12 protein-coding genes and 1 other RNA gene are annotated in these 14819 nt (G+C 64.9%); 7 read left to right on the top strand and 6 right to left on the bottom strand.

Annotated features, from left to right (window positions below; all coding sequences use genetic code 11):
- The first annotated feature begins 52 nt into the window (after window positions 1-52).
- Window positions 53-1273, top strand: a complete 1221-nt coding sequence (locus PVE73_RS10530) for an alanine racemase (RefSeq protein ID WP_277366891.1) — start codon at window positions 53-55, stop codon at window positions 1271-1273.
- Window positions 1274-1330: 57 nt separating this feature from the next.
- On the opposite strand, the gene PVE73_RS10535 is transcribed toward PVE73_RS10530, so the two are convergent.
- Together PVE73_RS10535 and PVE73_RS10540 are read right to left on the bottom strand one after the other, a co-directional pair.
- Window positions 1331-2509, bottom strand: a complete 1179-nt coding sequence (locus PVE73_RS10535) for a lytic murein transglycosylase (RefSeq protein WP_277366892.1) — start codon at window positions 2507-2509, stop codon at window positions 1331-1333.
- A gap of 27 nt (window positions 2510-2536) precedes the next feature.
- Window positions 2537-3331, bottom strand: a complete 795-nt coding sequence (locus tag PVE73_RS10540; protein WP_277366893.1) for a GH25 family lysozyme — start codon at window positions 3329-3331, stop codon at window positions 2537-2539.
- 61 nt (window positions 3332-3392) lie between these two features.
- Here PVE73_RS10540 and PVE73_RS10545 point away from each other — a divergent pair, with 61 nt between their 5' ends.
- A complete protein-coding gene (locus PVE73_RS10545; protein ID WP_277366894.1) occupies window positions 3393-4832 on the top strand; it encodes a serine hydrolase in 1440 nt (479 codons plus the stop codon).
- A gap of 54 nt (window positions 4833-4886) precedes the next feature.
- On the opposite strand, the gene PVE73_RS10550 is transcribed toward PVE73_RS10545, so the two are convergent.
- The 4 genes from PVE73_RS10550 to PVE73_RS10565 form a co-directional block, all read right to left on the bottom strand.
- Entirely contained in the window at window positions 4887-5273 is a 387-nt protein-coding gene (locus PVE73_RS10550; RefSeq protein ID WP_277366895.1) for an ester cyclase, read from the bottom strand.
- Between the two features lie 121 nt (window positions 5274-5394).
- Window positions 5395-6057, bottom strand: coding sequence for a class I SAM-dependent methyltransferase (locus PVE73_RS10555; RefSeq protein ID WP_277366896.1), 663 nt, complete (start codon window positions 6055-6057; stop codon window positions 5395-5397).
- Window positions 6054-7301 (bottom strand): DUF3419 family protein, encoded by a 1248-nt coding sequence (locus PVE73_RS10560; RefSeq protein ID WP_277366897.1) that lies wholly within the window; start codon window positions 7299-7301, stop codon window positions 6054-6056. Before PVE73_RS10560 ends, PVE73_RS10555 begins: the two co-directional genes overlap by 4 nt.
- A gap of 91 nt (window positions 7302-7392) precedes the next feature.
- Window positions 7393-11025: a hydantoinase B/oxoprolinase family protein gene (locus tag PVE73_RS10565; RefSeq protein ID WP_277366898.1), complete on the bottom strand. Its 3633-nt coding sequence runs from the start codon at window positions 11023-11025 to the stop codon at window positions 7393-7395.
- 253 nt (window positions 11026-11278) lie between these two features.
- Between PVE73_RS10565 and PVE73_RS10570 the strand changes: the two genes are divergently transcribed.
- From PVE73_RS10570 to rnpB, 5 genes are all read left to right on the top strand, one after another.
- Window positions 11279-11485, top strand: coding sequence for a hypothetical protein (locus tag PVE73_RS10570; RefSeq protein WP_277366899.1), 207 nt, complete (start codon window positions 11279-11281; stop codon window positions 11483-11485).
- 232 nt (window positions 11486-11717) lie between these two features.
- Complete coding sequence (locus PVE73_RS10575; RefSeq protein ID WP_277366900.1) at window positions 11718-12428, top strand: DnaJ family molecular chaperone; 711 nt, start codon at window positions 11718-11720, stop codon at window positions 12426-12428.
- Window positions 12425-13189 carry an N-acetylmuramoyl-L-alanine amidase gene (locus PVE73_RS10580; protein WP_277366901.1) on the top strand — a complete coding sequence of 255 codons (765 nt, stop codon included), beginning with the start codon at window positions 12425-12427 and terminating at the stop codon, window positions 13187-13189. The genes PVE73_RS10575 and PVE73_RS10580 overlap by 4 nt, the downstream gene beginning before the upstream one ends.
- A gap of 177 nt (window positions 13190-13366) precedes the next feature.
- The gene (locus PVE73_RS10585) at window positions 13367-14026 is read left to right on the top strand and encodes a transglycosylase SLT domain-containing protein (RefSeq protein ID WP_277366902.1); all 660 of its coding nucleotides are present in this window, start codon (window positions 13367-13369) and stop codon (window positions 14024-14026) included.
- Window positions 14027-14072: 46 nt separating this feature from the next.
- Window positions 14073-14516, top strand: an RNA gene (rnpB, locus tag PVE73_RS10590) — RNase P RNA component class A.
- Window positions 14517-14819: the final 303 nt, after the last annotated feature.

The following is a 14819-nucleotide window of genomic DNA, read 5'->3' on the forward strand; positions in this document are numbered from 1 at the left end:
CGGTTTCCCTGGCGACCGCCGCGGACTAGTTTCCCACGCACGGAGGTTCGCCATGCAGCGATTCGAGACCGCCCGCGACGTCGCCTTGAACATGCGCCCCGACGAATCCGTCTATTGCTTCCGTCCGGACGTTCTGAAGGCGGACGCGCGGCGCTTCATGGCCATGTTCCCCGGCAAGACGGCCTATGCGGTGAAGACCAACGGCGAGCCGCTCGTGCTCAAGACGCTGGCCGAGGCCGGCGTGACCGCCTTCGACGTGGCGTCGCCGGCGGAGTTCGCCGCCGTGCGCGCCGTGGCGCCGTCCGCCGAGATGCTCTACATGCACCCGGTCAAGGCGCAGTCGGACATCCGCCTGGCGCTCGAAGGCTACGGCATCCGCGTGATCGCCGTGGACCACGAGGACGAAGTGACGAAGCTCACGCGCGTCGTGCGCGCGCTCGACATCGATCCTGGCACGCTCACCGTCTTCGTGCGCATCCAGACCAAGGGCCACGCCGCCTACGAACTGTCCAAGAAGTTCGGTGCCGGGGCAGCTCAAGCGGTGCAACTGCTGCAGCGGCTTCACCGCAACGGCTACAAGGTCGGCATCTGCTTCCATGTGGGCAGCCAGATCGAGGACCCGGACACCTACGAGCGGGCGCTGGCCTCGGCGGACTGGGTGCGGGGCAGGGCGGGCCTGCCGCTCGCCGCTCTCGATGTGGGCGGCGGCTTCCCGGCCGAGTATGGCCATGATCCCAACCGCCGGAAGCGGGAAATGCCCTCGCTCGACGAACTCATGGCGCGGCTGCGGGCCGATATCGCCGAGTGGGGGTTCGACACGCTGCCGCTGGTGGCCGAGCCCGGCCGGGTGATCGTGGCGCGCGCCTTTTCGCTGCTTGTGCGCGTGCTCCTGCGCAAGGGCAGGCGGCTCTACATCAACGACGGCATCTGGGCTTCGCTTTCGGATTCATGGACGGGCAAGATCACGCTGCCCGCCCGCTTCATCCCTGATCCCGCCATCCGCAGCCGCAACGGCAGGGCCGAGAACATCGTGCCTTTCCGCGTCTGCGGGGCGACCTGCGATTCGGTCGATATCCTCTCTCGGCCCTTCTGGCTGCCGGAGACGGTGGACACCGGCGACTGGATCGAGATCGGCCATATCGGCGCCTATTCCATGGCGCTCAGGACCCGCTTCAACGGCTTCTATCCCGACACCTTCGTCGAGGTGCAGACGCCCTTCGACGAAGGTGCGGCGCCGGAAGGTCTGGCGAGCCTGGAGACGATGGCGGATTGAGCGAGCGAACAGCGAGTAGGGCGAAAGTTGGACCCTACTCGCTACTCCCTATTCGCTTCACAGGGCCGTCAACAGCGCCGGCGTCGGCCAGCCATCGGCGGGGAGGCCGAGCCTGAGCTGCTCCTGGCGGACCGCCTCGCGCGTGTTGAAGCCGAGGATGCCGTCCACTTCGCCCACATGGTAGCCGCGGGCCTGGAGTTTCTGCTGCAGCACCTTCATCGTCTCGGGGGCGAGGCCCTGTTCGGGATTGCGCGGATCGAAGCCGGGCGCGCCGGCAAAGCGGGCGGCCAGATGCGCGGCCGTCAGCGTGTAGATCAGCGACTGGTTCCACTCGAGATAGACGTCGAAATTGTCATAGGCGAGGAAAGCCGGTCCCTTATGGCCCATCGGCAGCACGAGCCCGGCCATCAGCCCGTCCGCGGGCAGGGGGCTGCCGTCGGCACGCGTGACGCCCATTGCTGCCCATTGCGAGCGCGGGATCTTGTTGATGCGCCCGGTCTCGGCCCAGTTCAGGTTCTCCGGCACGCGAACCTCGTCGAGCCACGGCTCGCCGGGCTTCCAGCCGAGCTGGCTGATCTTGTTCGCCGCCGTCAGGATCGCGTCGGGCGCGCTGCCCTTCAGGTCGACGCGGCCGTCGCCATCCCCGTCCACGCCCTTCTCCAGATAATCGCTCGGCAGGACCTGGAGCTGGCCGATCTCGCCCGCCCAGGCGCCGGTGATGTCGGTCGAGACGATGCCTTGGTCCACGAGCTTCACGAAGGCGAGGAGCTCGGGCTGGAAGAGTTCCGGCCGGCGGCAATCGTGCGACAGCGTCGCCAGGGCGTCGAGCGTGTCGAAATCGCCCAGCACGGCGCCGAAATCCGTTTCCAGCGCCCAGAAAGCGGCGATTACCGGGCCGGGTACGCCGTATTCGCGCTCCGCGCGGTCGAACACGTCGGCATATCTCTGCAGATTCGCCGTGCCCCGTTGCAGCCGGTCGCGGCTGATCATGCGGTTTGCGAACTCACGAAACGTCTGCGTGAAGACGCCTTGCGAGCGGTCGCGGGCCAGCACGCGGTCGTCGAGCCTGGCGCCTTCGAGGGCCGAAAGCCCGGCCGGGCCGACACCCCGGCCCTGCGCCTGCGCCGCGAAGTCCGCGCGCCAGGCGGCAAAATCCCCGCCGCACTGCTGGGCGAGCGCCGCCGAAGGCAGGGACAGCGCCAGCACGAGACCTGCCAGTGTGGTTCTCAGATGCATCCTTATCTCCTTGGTCGAACGGGACCGTCAGCTCGCATGGGCCTTGAGCCAGCCCTTCCATGCTTCGGCACTGCCGTGGAACACGTTGATATCCGCATTTCCCTCGATCCCGGGCAGAACCCCCGTTCCCGTATACTGCCAAAATATCCACGGATGGTTTTCATACTTCTCGTCCGGATGGCCGGCGACCGAGCGCAGCCAGAATGGATAGCCCTTGAAGCGCCAGAGGCCGTTTTCGTCGAAGAAGTCGATAGATGTGTAGATAATAGGGCGCTTGCCGTAATGGCTCTCAACCGTATCAAGAAAAACCTGCATTTCGGCGCGCACGGTCTCTGCCGGCGGCCTCAGTCTGCAGGTGGGGGAGAGATGGTTCCACTCCATGTCGAGCACCGGCGGCAGGGCGGACCTGTCCCGCGGGACGTGCCGGATGAACCAGCGCGCCTGCTCGATCGCCGGTCGGCAGAAATAGTAGAAATGATAGGCGCCGCGCGGAATGCCCGCCGCCTTGGCCCCATGCCAGTTGCGGTGGAACATCTCGTCCACCCGGTCGCCGCCTTCCGTCGCCTTGATGAAGGCGAAGTGGATGCCGCCTCGTCTGAGGGCATGCCAGTCGACCTCGCGCTGGTACTTCGCGACGTCGGTGCCGTGGATGGGATAGTGCCAGGGCGCGCGGCCATCCCATTCATGCGGGTCACTGTCGGCGAAGCGCGGACCGCCCGCCATGCGGGCGGAAGTGGGGGAAACCACGTCCGAGAAGTCGTAGCTTACGCTGGAGCAGCCGGCGAGCAGGAGCGACGCCAGCAAAATTGCCATCAGGCGCATGTTAGTGGGAGCCTCCGGGCAGACGAATCGCTATCGTGACGTTGTTCTTGCGGGATAGGATATGCGAAGAGCTCTTTCCATCGCCAAGTGGTTTCCGGCACTCGTCATCCTCGCTTTGGTTGTGGCCGTATCATGGCTCTGGATCGCACCGCCGGAACTGATCCGCGTCGGTTCCAACTATGCCGCGAAGATCGTCTGCTCAAACGTGTACCTCGCCAACCGCGACCCTGAAGAGGTGCTGGAGGACGACGTGCAGGCACCCGGCAATCGGCTCCTGAGGCTCATGCGGGCGCGGGTGGATGCCGCCCATGCCGTCGTGCGCACCGGGCTTTTCGGCTCGATGGGCGACGGGGAAGCCGTCTTTCTGGGCCCAACCGGCTGCACGGTGGTTCCCGACGGCGATCTGGCCGCAGTGCTCCGCCTGCTCGCGGTCATGCCGTCCCCGCCCGCCGACACGCCGGCGAAGGACATGGAAATGTGGCCCGACGGCATCCGCATGGAGGCGTCGAAGAATCCGGCGATAACGGAAGTCCTGGACGATCCCGCCTTGACCGGCCCCGGCATGCGCGCCATCGTCATCGTGCGCGATGGTCGCATCATCGGCGAGCGGTTCGGACCGGGCGTGCAGCAATACGACCAGCCTCTACTCGGCTGGTCCATGACGAAGACGGTGACGGCCGCCATCATCGGCACGCTCGTACAGGCGGGGAAGCTCTCGGTCGACCAGAGCAATCTTCTGCCCCAATGGTCTGGCGACAGCCGTTCAAGGATCACCGTCGCGCATCTGCTCGGTATGGAGAGCGGACTTGCCTTCAATGAATATTACGGCGGCGTGAGCGACGTCACGCGCATGCTCTTCCTGGAGCCGGACATGGCCGCCTTTGCCGCCAACCAGCCGCTGCTTTATCGGCCCGGCGAGCGCTTCACCTATTCGAGCGGGACCTGGGTGATGCTCTCGCGCATCTGGCAGAACGCCTTCGACGATCCCGAGGAGGCGCTCGCCTGGCCTCGTCAGGCTCTGTTCGGCCCGTTGGGAATGGACACGGCGGTCTTCGAAACGGATGCACGCGGCACCTTCGTCGGCTCCTCCTATCTCTATGCTTCCACGCGCGACTGGGCGCGCTTCGGCCAGCTTCTCCTGCAGGACGGGGTCTGGAAGGGGCAGCGCATCCTGCCGGAGGGCTGGGTCGAATGGATGCGCACGCCCACCGAAGCATCCGGCGGCGAATACGGCCGCGGCATCTGGCTGCACGGGCCGCGCGTGGGGCTCTACCCGATGCCCGATCCGGACGCGGGCTTCGACCTGCCGGAGGATGCTTACTGGATGATCGGCCATGACGGACAGACGATCACGGTCATCCCCTCGCGCCGGCTTGTCGTGGTGCGCATGGGACTGACACCCAGGACGCTCGCCTACAGGCCGCAGGCGCTGGTGGAGGCGGTGGTGAAGGCGCTGGACGCGGAGGAGGAGGGCGGCTGGTCTGGGGTCAGGGATCGATGAGTTGAGGAAATCGTCAGACCACTGCTTCGAGTCCATTGCTGCCGGTCGAAGATCTCAGATCTGTTGCGCGATCGCTGCCTTGTCGATGATCGACCACACGTTCCGAATTCGCCCGCCGGAAAATTCATAGAACACGTTTTCTGCGAATTTGATGCGTTTGCCGTTGACGGGAAGGTCAAACAGCATGCCGCGCGGCGTGCAGTCGAAATGCAGACGGCTTGCAATGCGAGGAGGGTCCGAAGTCAGGAGCTCGATCCTGAAGCGGAGATCCGGAATTGCCCGAAAGTCGCCTTCCAGCATTTCGCGATAGCCTGGCAGTCCGACGGGGGTTCCATTGTATTCCACCGCGTCATCAACGAACCGGCCGAGCCGGTTCCAGTCTTGCCCGTTCAGGCAATCGATATAACCGCGATAGATCTCACACAGCTCGTCGCGAGTCATGGAATCTTCCTGTTTCCAAATCCAGAAGGCCACCCTAAAGGAAATCGGACAGCGTGCAATTCGCCGGAATCAGCGCCCGCGTTGCGGCACAAGTGAACCGGGGTTTTCCGGGTCCTTCTACTCAGGCCACCCTCATCACCGCATGCACCGCGTAACCGCGAAATGCTGAGTCGAATGAGAGTGTTGCGCCGCGCCTCTCGCATTCGGATTCAAGCACTTCGCGCAGCGAATCACGCGGGCTCACATGGAAGGCGGCAAGCCATCGGCGCAGGCCGTAGCGGAACCCGCCGGGCAGGCGCTCCTGCCGCCCGAAATCCACGATATGCAGCGAGCCGCCGGGCTCCAGGCAATCGAGTGCCCCGGCGATGGTCTGTTCCCAGGGTGGGATCATCGAAAGCGCATAGGAGAGGAACACACGATCGAAGCGCTCGCGGCCGAAGAGCACGCGCGCGTTGAAATCGGAAGCGTCGCCCTGAGCCAGCCGCACAATGTCGTGGATATGCTCTCGGCGCAGCCGCTTCTGCGCCGTTTCCAGCATCACGCTTGAGATATCGAGACCGTGGAAGAGCGCCTTCGGGTAGCGATCCGCCGCGAGCGCCAGGTTGCGGCCCGTGCCGCAGCCGAGTTCCAGCACTGTCCCGCCGCGCGGCACGGCGAGCCCGTCGATCAGGCGATCGCGGCCGAGTAGGTAGAATTTGCGGGTGAGGTCGTAGAAGTGGCGCTGGCGGCGGTAGACGCCGTCCATCAGGCGTGCATGGGAGGGGCTGTCGGCCGCCGCGCTCATGCGTCTTTCTTCACATAAAGGTGAAAGCCGCCATAGATGGCCGAGCGGTCGCGCGCGGAAAGTTCGCGCGAGCGCGCGAACTCATAGCGCCACTGGCCGAGCAGGGCATCGGACAGGCGCCCCGTCAGCAGGGTCGGCTGGGCCGCGGTGCGGAAGATGACGCGGGCGCCGGGTGCCGCCGTGCGGGTGATCTCGGTCCAGAGCGTGTTGAGCTGCTGGTCGCTCATCCAGTCCTGGGCGTCGAGGAGGACGAAGCGGTCCACGCTGTCCGCAGGCTTGGCCGCGAGGAGCTCGATGAAGTTGGCGTGGTGGATATGCGCGCGGCCGGCATTCGCGCGGATCGTCGCGAAGTTCCCGCGCTGGAGATATGCCGGCAACTCCGCCTCGCCCTCGCGCGGATAGCGGCGGGCGAAGGCCTGCCAGGCGAAGTAGTTCTGCTTCAGCGGAAAGTGGCAGGTGAGCTTTTCCAGCCGTGCCGAGAGCACTTCGGCCATGGTGCCGTTGCCGGATCCAAGCAGGACATCATACTGCGCGGGCGGGATGCCCAGGCCGAAGAGCGACGCTTTCCGCGAGGTCGCCCAGCAGACCAGCGGCTTGTCGAACAGGGGCTTGAGCCGCTCCTCGAAGAAGCGCCGCTGCTCGCGCAGATTGGCCGATTGCATGATCTCCGCGGGATCAATGCCGTGAAGCTTTGCCACGCGGTGGCCCATGGCGATGAAGAAGCCGAGCAGTCCGGTCTTGTAAAAATCACGTGTGAAGGCGGAAATCCGCCGCCGACCGACGAGATCGCGCGCTTCCCAGTAGCGGCGCGAGCGGGCGTCGAGCTTGCCGGCGATGAAGCGGTCATAGGCCGGCACGTTGGCGCTGTGGCCGGGCTCTCCGAAAAAGCGCAGCACGTCCTCGTAGTTGGGAAGCGCGGTGAAGGCCGCGAGCTTCAACCGGTTCAGCGCCACATGGGCGGCGTTGAGGTCCACCACGTCGATGCGGGCGGGCGAGCGCGTGAGATAGGCCAGCATGTTGCAGCCGCCGGAAGCGATCGTCACCACCCGGTGGCCTTCGCCCAGTTCCATCGCCGCCATGTCCACCTCGGGGTCTTCCCATATCTGCGGATAGACGAGGCCGGAGAAGAGCAGCGCGAACAGCCGCTCCGAAAGCCCATCCTTCGACAGGATGCTGTTCTGGTAGACGGCATTGCCGATATGACGGCGCGAAGAAAGGCCGATATCGGCGGAAAGATCGGTCATGGCAGAATCCCCTTGGACCTTTCCAAGGGGCTAGCTCATGTCGATGACAGTTGGTTGAAGACCGTATGACGTTGTGTGACGGCGCTGTGAATCAGCGCCCAAATCCCCCCGCGGTGGGCGTCGTCACGATCACGGCCTCACCGGCCTCGATCACCGTCTGGTCGCAGGCTTTCAGGACCTCGACGCGTCCATCCTTGCGGCGCACCTCGGTCTTGCCGACCTGCCCGTCGCCACCGTCTGCGATGCCGCGGGGCGGCGCGTTGCGGTGGGAGGAAAGGATCGCGCATTCCATCCTTTCCAGGAAACGGAGCGTGCGCCTCGTGCCGTCGCCCGCATTCCACTTGCCTTTGCCGCCGGACCCCTCGCGGATGTGGAAATCCTCGAGCAGTACGGGGAAGCGCAGCTCCAGGATCTCGGGGTCCGTCAGGCGCGAATTGGTCATGTGGGTGTGGACGCCCGACGTGCCGTCGAAGCCGCGGCCGTCGTTCATGTGGCCGGCCGGCGAGCCGGAGCAGATGGTCTCGTAATATTGGTACGTCTCGTTGCCGAAGGTGAGATTGTTCATCGTGCCCTGGGCATTGGCGAGCGCGCCCATGGCGGCGAAGAGCGCGTTGGTCACATGCTGCGAGGTCTCCACGTTGCCCGCCACCACGGCGGCCGGATAGGAGGGGCGCAGCATGCAGCCTTCGGGAATGACGATCCTGATCGGCCGCAGGCAGCCGGCATTCATGGGGATGGAGCCCTCGACCATCACGCGGAAGGCGTAGAGCACGGCTGCGCGCGCCACCGGTTCCGGCGCGTTGAAATTGTTCTTCATCACGGGCGAGGTGCCTGTGAAATCGACCGTCGCCTCGCGTTTCTCCCGGTCCACGGTGATCTTCACCTTGATCGCCTGGCCGGTGTCGGTGGGGTATTCGGAGGCTGATTCGTCCGGCAGGCGCTCCAGAACACGCCGCACGGCTTCCGCCGCGTTGTCCTGCACATGGCCCATATAGGCCTCGACCACGTCGAGCCCGAAATCGGCCACCATCTTCCTGAGTTCCGCCACGCCCCTTTCGTTGGCGGCGATCTGCGCCTTCAGGTCGGCGATGTTTTGGTGCGGGTTGCGGGCGGGGTAGGGGTGGTTGGTGAGAAGCTCCTGGAGCTCCTTCTCGCGGAACCGGCCGCGCTCCACGAGACGGAAATTGTCGAACAGCACGCCTTCCTCGTCCACGGTGGTGGCGAGCGGCGTCATGGAGCCGGGTGCCGTTCCGCCCACATCGGCATGGTGCCCGCGCGAGGCGGTGTAGAACAGGATGGTCTTGCCTTCATCGTCGAACACCGGGGTGACGACGGTGATGTCCGGCAGGTGCGTGCCGCCGTTGTAGGGCGCGTTCAGCGCGAAGACGTCGCCCGGATGGATGTCGCCCTCGTTCAGCCGGATGACGGTCTCCACCGAACGGTCCATGGAGCCGAGATGCACCGGCATGTGCGGGGCGTTCGCCACCAGCGCGCCGGTGCGGTCGAACACGGCGCAGGAGAAGTCGAGCCGCTCCTTGATGTTCACCGAATAGGCGGTGTTCTGCAGCGTCACGCCCATCTGCTCGGCAATGGACATGAAGAGGTTGTTGAAGACCTCCAGCATCACCGGGTCCGCCTCGGTGCCGAGCGCTGCCTGGCGCGGCTTCTTCTCCACCCGGCGCATCAGCACGTGGTCGCGCGCGGTGATCTCGGCCTGCCAGCCGGGCTCCACCACGATCGTCTGGTTGTCCTCGATGATGAGGGCCGGCCCTGCGATGCGGTTGCCGGGCGAGAGCGTGGAGCGGAAAAACACGTCCGCATCCCGCCACTCGCCCTCGCAGAAGATTTGCCGCGCGACATGCGGCGAGGGCGCGTTGTCGTTTACGGGCAGGACGGGCTCTTCCGGTGCGGCGGACCGGGCGTCCACGCCCTCCACATTTACCGCCTCCACGACCATGGGCTTGTCGTCATAGACGAAGCCGAACTGCGCCCTGTGCGCGGCCTCGAAGCGCGTCTTCGCCTCGTCCACCGAGCGGTCGTCGAAGGGGATGGAGAGCGTGGTGTCCGTGCCGTCGTAGCGGATTTCGAGCCGGAGGCGCCATTCCGTCGAGCCTGCTTCGATGCCCTGATCGCGAAGCTCCTTCGCCACCTCGTCCTTGAGTTGCGAGACCATAGCATCGATCTCGCCCAGGGCGCCCTGCGACAGCGGTTTGATCAGTGCCTTCTGGCGCGAGGCCGAGACGGTCGCAAGCCCAATGCCATAGGCCGACAGCAGGCCCGAGAAGGGATGGATCAGCACGGATTCCATACCGAGCGCGTCCGCCACCAGGCAGGCATGCTGCCCGCCCGCGCCGCCGAAACAATTGAGAAGATACCGCGTCACGTCATAGCCGCGCTGGACGGAAATCTTCTTCACCGCATTGGCCATATTCTCCACGGCTATGGTGATGAAGCCCTCCGCCACCGCTTCCGCGCTGCGGCCGCCGCCGATCCTCTCGGCGAGTTGGGCGAAGCGTTCCCGCACGATGCCGACGTCCAGGGCCTCGTTCTGCTCCGGGCCGAAGATCGCGGGGAAGAAGTCGGGCTGCAGCTTGCCCAGCATCACATTGGCGTCGGTCACGGCGAGCGGCCCGCCCCGGCGATAGCAGGCAGGGCCCGGATTGGCGCCGGCCGAATCCGGGCCCACCTTCAGCCGTCCGTCCTCATAATGGAGGATCGAGCCGCCGCCCGCCGCCACCGTGTGGATGCGCATCATCGGCGCGCGGATGCGCACGCCGGCAACCTCCGTGTCGAAAGCGCGCTCATACGCGCCGTCGTAATGGGCGACGTCGGTCGACGTGCCGCCCATGTCGAAGCCGATCACTTTTTCGAAGCCGGCGATGCGCGCCGTTTCGACCATGCCCACCACGCCGCCGGCCGGACCCGACAGGATCGCGTCCTTGCCCTGGAACATGTCGGCCGCTGTCAGCCCGCCCGAGGACATCATGAATTTGAGGCGGGGCAGGCCGGCGGCATCGGCGGATTCGATTCCGAGCTCCCCGGCCACCAGCTGCACGTAGCGCGCCAGGATCGGCGAGAGATAGGCGTCCACCACGGTGGTGTCGCCGCGCCCGACGAGCTTGATCAGCGGCGAGATCTCGTGGCTGGTCGAAATCTGCGTGAAGCCGATCGCGCGGGCGAGTTCGGCCGCCTTTCGCTCGTGCGCGGGATGTTTCCAGGCATGCATGAAGACGATGGCCGCCGCATCGATGCCGTCATGCCGTGCGGCCTCCATCTGGTGCCGCACGCCCTCCAGGTCGAGTTCCGTCTCCACTTCGCCGTCGACCCGCACCCGCTCCGGCACCTCGATGACGCGCTCGTAGAGCTGCTCGGGCAGGATGATCTCCTTGGCGAAGATGTCCGGTCGCGCCTGATAGGCGATCTTCAGCGCGTCACGGAAACCCTTCGTGATGAGAAGCAGCACCCGGTCGCCCTTACGCTCCAGAAGCGCGTTGGTGGCCACCGTCGTGCCCATCTTCACCTCGCCGATCATCTCCGAGGGAATGCGCTCGTGCGGGGTTACGCCCAGAAGGTCGCGGATGCCCTGGATGCCGGCGTCGCGATAGGCTTCCGGATTCTCCGACAGGAGCTTGCGCTGGTGCAGCCCGCCTTCCGGGTCGCGGCCGATCACGTCCGTGAAGGTGCCGCCGCGATCGATCCAGAAATCCCATTTGCCGCAAGTCATGCATCCTCTCCACACCGATGAAGCAGAGTAGCAGCAACCACGTCACGGTGAAGACGTCAATAATTTATCGACATATTATCAGCATGTCCTATTTGGCCGGTGAATGCCGGTGGTGTCGCGCGGCCCTGCTCCGGCCGCGCGAAACGTCCGCAAACCATGACAGTCTGTCATCCAATGTGAGGAAACCGCCGCCGTTTCAATGCATTTCCGATGCGGCTGCCCAACTGGGCTCCATAGGCAAAGGGAGAACTCGATGAACAAGCTTCTGATTGGTCTCGTATCCGGCGCTGCCCTTCTGGGGCTGGCCGCCTGTGGCGATACCGACGACACCACCACGCAGAGCGTGGAACCCGATGCGACGCAGACGGCGCCGGAGACCGCGCCGGCCACACCTCCGGCCGCAACGCCGCCGGCCGATACGGGTGCTGGCGGCGGGGCCGACACCGGCACCGCTCAGTAGACACGTGAAAGTGCCACGAAGCTCCGCCGGGCTCACAGCCGGCGGAACGATCATCGAGCAAGACTCGGATCGGGCTTCGGGAAGCAGAAAGGCCGGGAGTGCCCGGCCTTTCTCTTTTGCGCATGCGGCATCCCGTCCGCCGCGGAATGGGTCGGGAATTTCTCGATCTCCGCCCTGCGACGAAAAAGCTATCTCGAAATCGGGTCCAAATCGGTTTAGAGATGCGGGTCAAATGTCGATCTTTCTCCGCATCTCCGAACTCCTCGCCCGCACCTCCTGCAGTGCGCTCTCCACGCTCGTGGAGGCGGTGCGAACGGCTTTCCAGGGCGACCCGCAGTTGCGAAAGCGCGTCGCCTTCTCCATCGCCATCATCGCGCTTTCCGCCAAGATGGCCAAGGCCGACGGCATCGTCACAGCCAACGAAATTCGAGCCTTCCACGAGATCTTCTCCGTCCCGCCGGGCGAGATGCGCAATGTGATGCGCCTCTATGACCTGGCCAAGAAGGACGTGGCGGGCTTCGAGGCCTATGCCGGCCAGATGGCGGGACTGTGCGGCTCGGGACACGCGAATTGCCCGATGCTCGAGGACATCCTCGACGGGCTCTTTCACATCGCCAAGGCCGATGGGGTGCTTCACGAGCGGGAGGACACGTTCCTGGCGCGCGTGGCCGAGATCTTCTCCGTCAGCGAAAGCCGCTTCGCCACCATCAGGGCGCGCCATGCAGCCGGCGGCAAGGCGGACCCTTACATCCTTCTCGGCGTCGATCCCGAAATGCCTTTCCCGGAGATCAAGCGGCGCTATCGCCAGCTCGTGATGGAAAGCCACCCCGACCGGCTGCTCGCGCGTGGCGTGCCCGCGGAGTTCCTCGCGCTCGCCAATGCCAGGCTTGCGGCCATCAATGCCGCCTTCGAGCAGATCGAGAAGGGCTGGCTTCCCGCATGACGGGCTTTTCGCCCGATTTTTCTGGGGCGGTCGTCCGCCCGTCGCCGAATTTCGGCGAAAGGCGGGGAGGACGAAGACCGGATGCACTGATCCTGCATTATACCGGCATGAGCAGCGGTGCGGCCGCGGAGGAATGGCTCTGCAATCCCGTCAGCGAGGTCTCCTCGCACTATCTCGTCCATGAGGATGGGCGCATCGTGCAGATGGTGCCGGAGGCCGCCCGCGCCTGGCATGCGGGGAGCGGGTCCTGGCAAGGCGAAAGCGACGTCAACTCCTTCTCGATCGGCATCGAGATCGTCAATCCGGGTCACCAGTACGGCTACCGGGATTTTCCGCAGGTGCAGGTGGAGGGGGTCATCGCGCTCTGCCGTGACATCTGCCGCCGCCACGCGGTCTTGCCGCAAAGAGTGCTCGCGCATTCCGATACGGCACCCGGGCGCAAGGTGGATCCGGGCGAAAAGTTTCCCTGGAAAGTGCTGGCCGATAACGGCGTCGGCCATTATGTCGCGCCCGAACCCATCGCGGAGGGGGAGGCGCTTGCGGTGGGCAACCGGGGCGAAGCCGTCGCGGCATTGCAACGCCGCTTGGCCGCCTATGGCTACGGCGTTGAAATCACCGGGATCTATGACGCTCGAACGGAGACGGTGGTTGCCGCTTTCCAGCGCCACTTCCGCCCCGCGCGCATTGATGGCGCGGCTGATTCCTCCACGCGCCAGACGCTGGAAACGCTGATCGCAAGCCTGCCGCAAACGCGGGTTTGAGGCGATTTTTCTTTAAATGTTACGGCCGGTCATGTTTTTTTATCGGCTCGGCCCTTTTTGGTTCATCTTCGATTGCGAAACGCCTTTCCATCGAGGGCGGGTGGTTCAACCGAACCCCGCGAAGTGCAACCATGAACCGCCGAAAGTCCAAACGGCGGCAATAACAAACGGGTAATTATGAAAATCAGTGTGTTTATTGCGGCAGCCGTTGCTGCCGGAGCGATGACTATTGCCTCGCATGCAGACGATGCTTCTTCCCGGGAAAAATTGGCGACGGCAAATGCTGAAGCGACGCCGAGCACTTTGGGCGACGCGTTGAAGCGGGCGCTGCGGGCCGGGGAGGCGGACGGAACGGAAGTGGCGAGCCTGGGGCCCGGCGCGGCGAGCGCCGATCTCGACAAGATGGGCGTGGACAAGATGGTGACGGGCGCCACGAAGGCGCCGGGCAAGAAGGGCGGCACCGAACGTCCTTACCATTCCATCATCTCCCGCTATGCCTCGGAAAACGGCGTGCCGGTTGTGCTCGCCCACGCGGTGATCTCGGTGGAGAGCAACTACCGTCCCTCGGCACGCGGCAGCGCCGGGGAGATCGGCCTGATGCAGATAAAGCCCGCCACGGCCCGCATGATGGGCTACAGCGGATCGGCCAAGGGACTGTACGAGCCCGAGACCAATATCAAATACGGCATGAAGTATCTCGGCAAGGCGTTCAAGCTCGGCGGCGGCAACACGTGCTCGGCCATCCTCAAATACAATGCCGGTCATGCCGCCAAGCGCATGAATCCGATCTCTTCCGCCTACTGCAAGAAGGTGAAGCGCCTGATCGGGGGGAAATGACCGGGCCCCATTGCCTTTTCCCTCGGGAATGCCTTTATACGGGGCACCAGCCGGTCGGACGGCCGCACGCGCAAGCGCCGAAAGGCCGCGCGTGAGGAAAGTCCGGGCTCCACGGAAATACGGTGCCGGGTAACGCCCGGCGGGGGTGACCCCAGGGAAAGTGCCACAGAAAGCAGACCGCCCCGCCGGCATTTCGGCTCGGCTTGCCGCAATCCGGCAAACGGAACCGAAATACCGGCGGGGTAAGGGTGAAAGGGTGGGGTAAGGGCCCACCGCGCTTCTGGCAACAGAAGCGGCACGGTAAACCCCACCGGGAGCAAGACCGAATAGGAACGGCGCGAAGGGCAACCTTCAGGGCATTTTCCGGCCCAGCCGTTCGGGTAGGTTGCACGAGGCCGATGGCGACATCGGTCGCAGAGGAATGGCCGTCACGTCGCGCCGCTTCGGCGGCGCGGCCATACAGAACCCGGCTTACAGACCGGCTGGTATTTCCATCTTTTCAGTTGCTTGTGGGCGTTCGCTCGCGAGGGGATTCATATTCCTCATACCTCGCTGGTGGAACCGTTCAGGCATGGATCCTCGGGCTTGGCCCGAGGACGAAGTGGTGAGGTCTCCGCAGATCCCGAACGCGACTGGCGGAAAAGCCCATGCCGTTCCCCCACACCCTGATGTGTCTTGCTGGTGGAGCTGTTCAGGCATGGATCCTCCGAGCCCGAGGATGACGAACGCGTGAGGCGTTTTCGCCAATCGCCAGCGTTGAGATTTGCGGAGAACCTCTCCTCCTCGTCATCCT

It is taken from the genome of Chelativorans sp. AA-79 (assembly GCF_029457495.1).
Classification (GTDB): Bacteria; Pseudomonadota; Alphaproteobacteria; order Rhizobiales; family Rhizobiaceae; genus Chelativorans.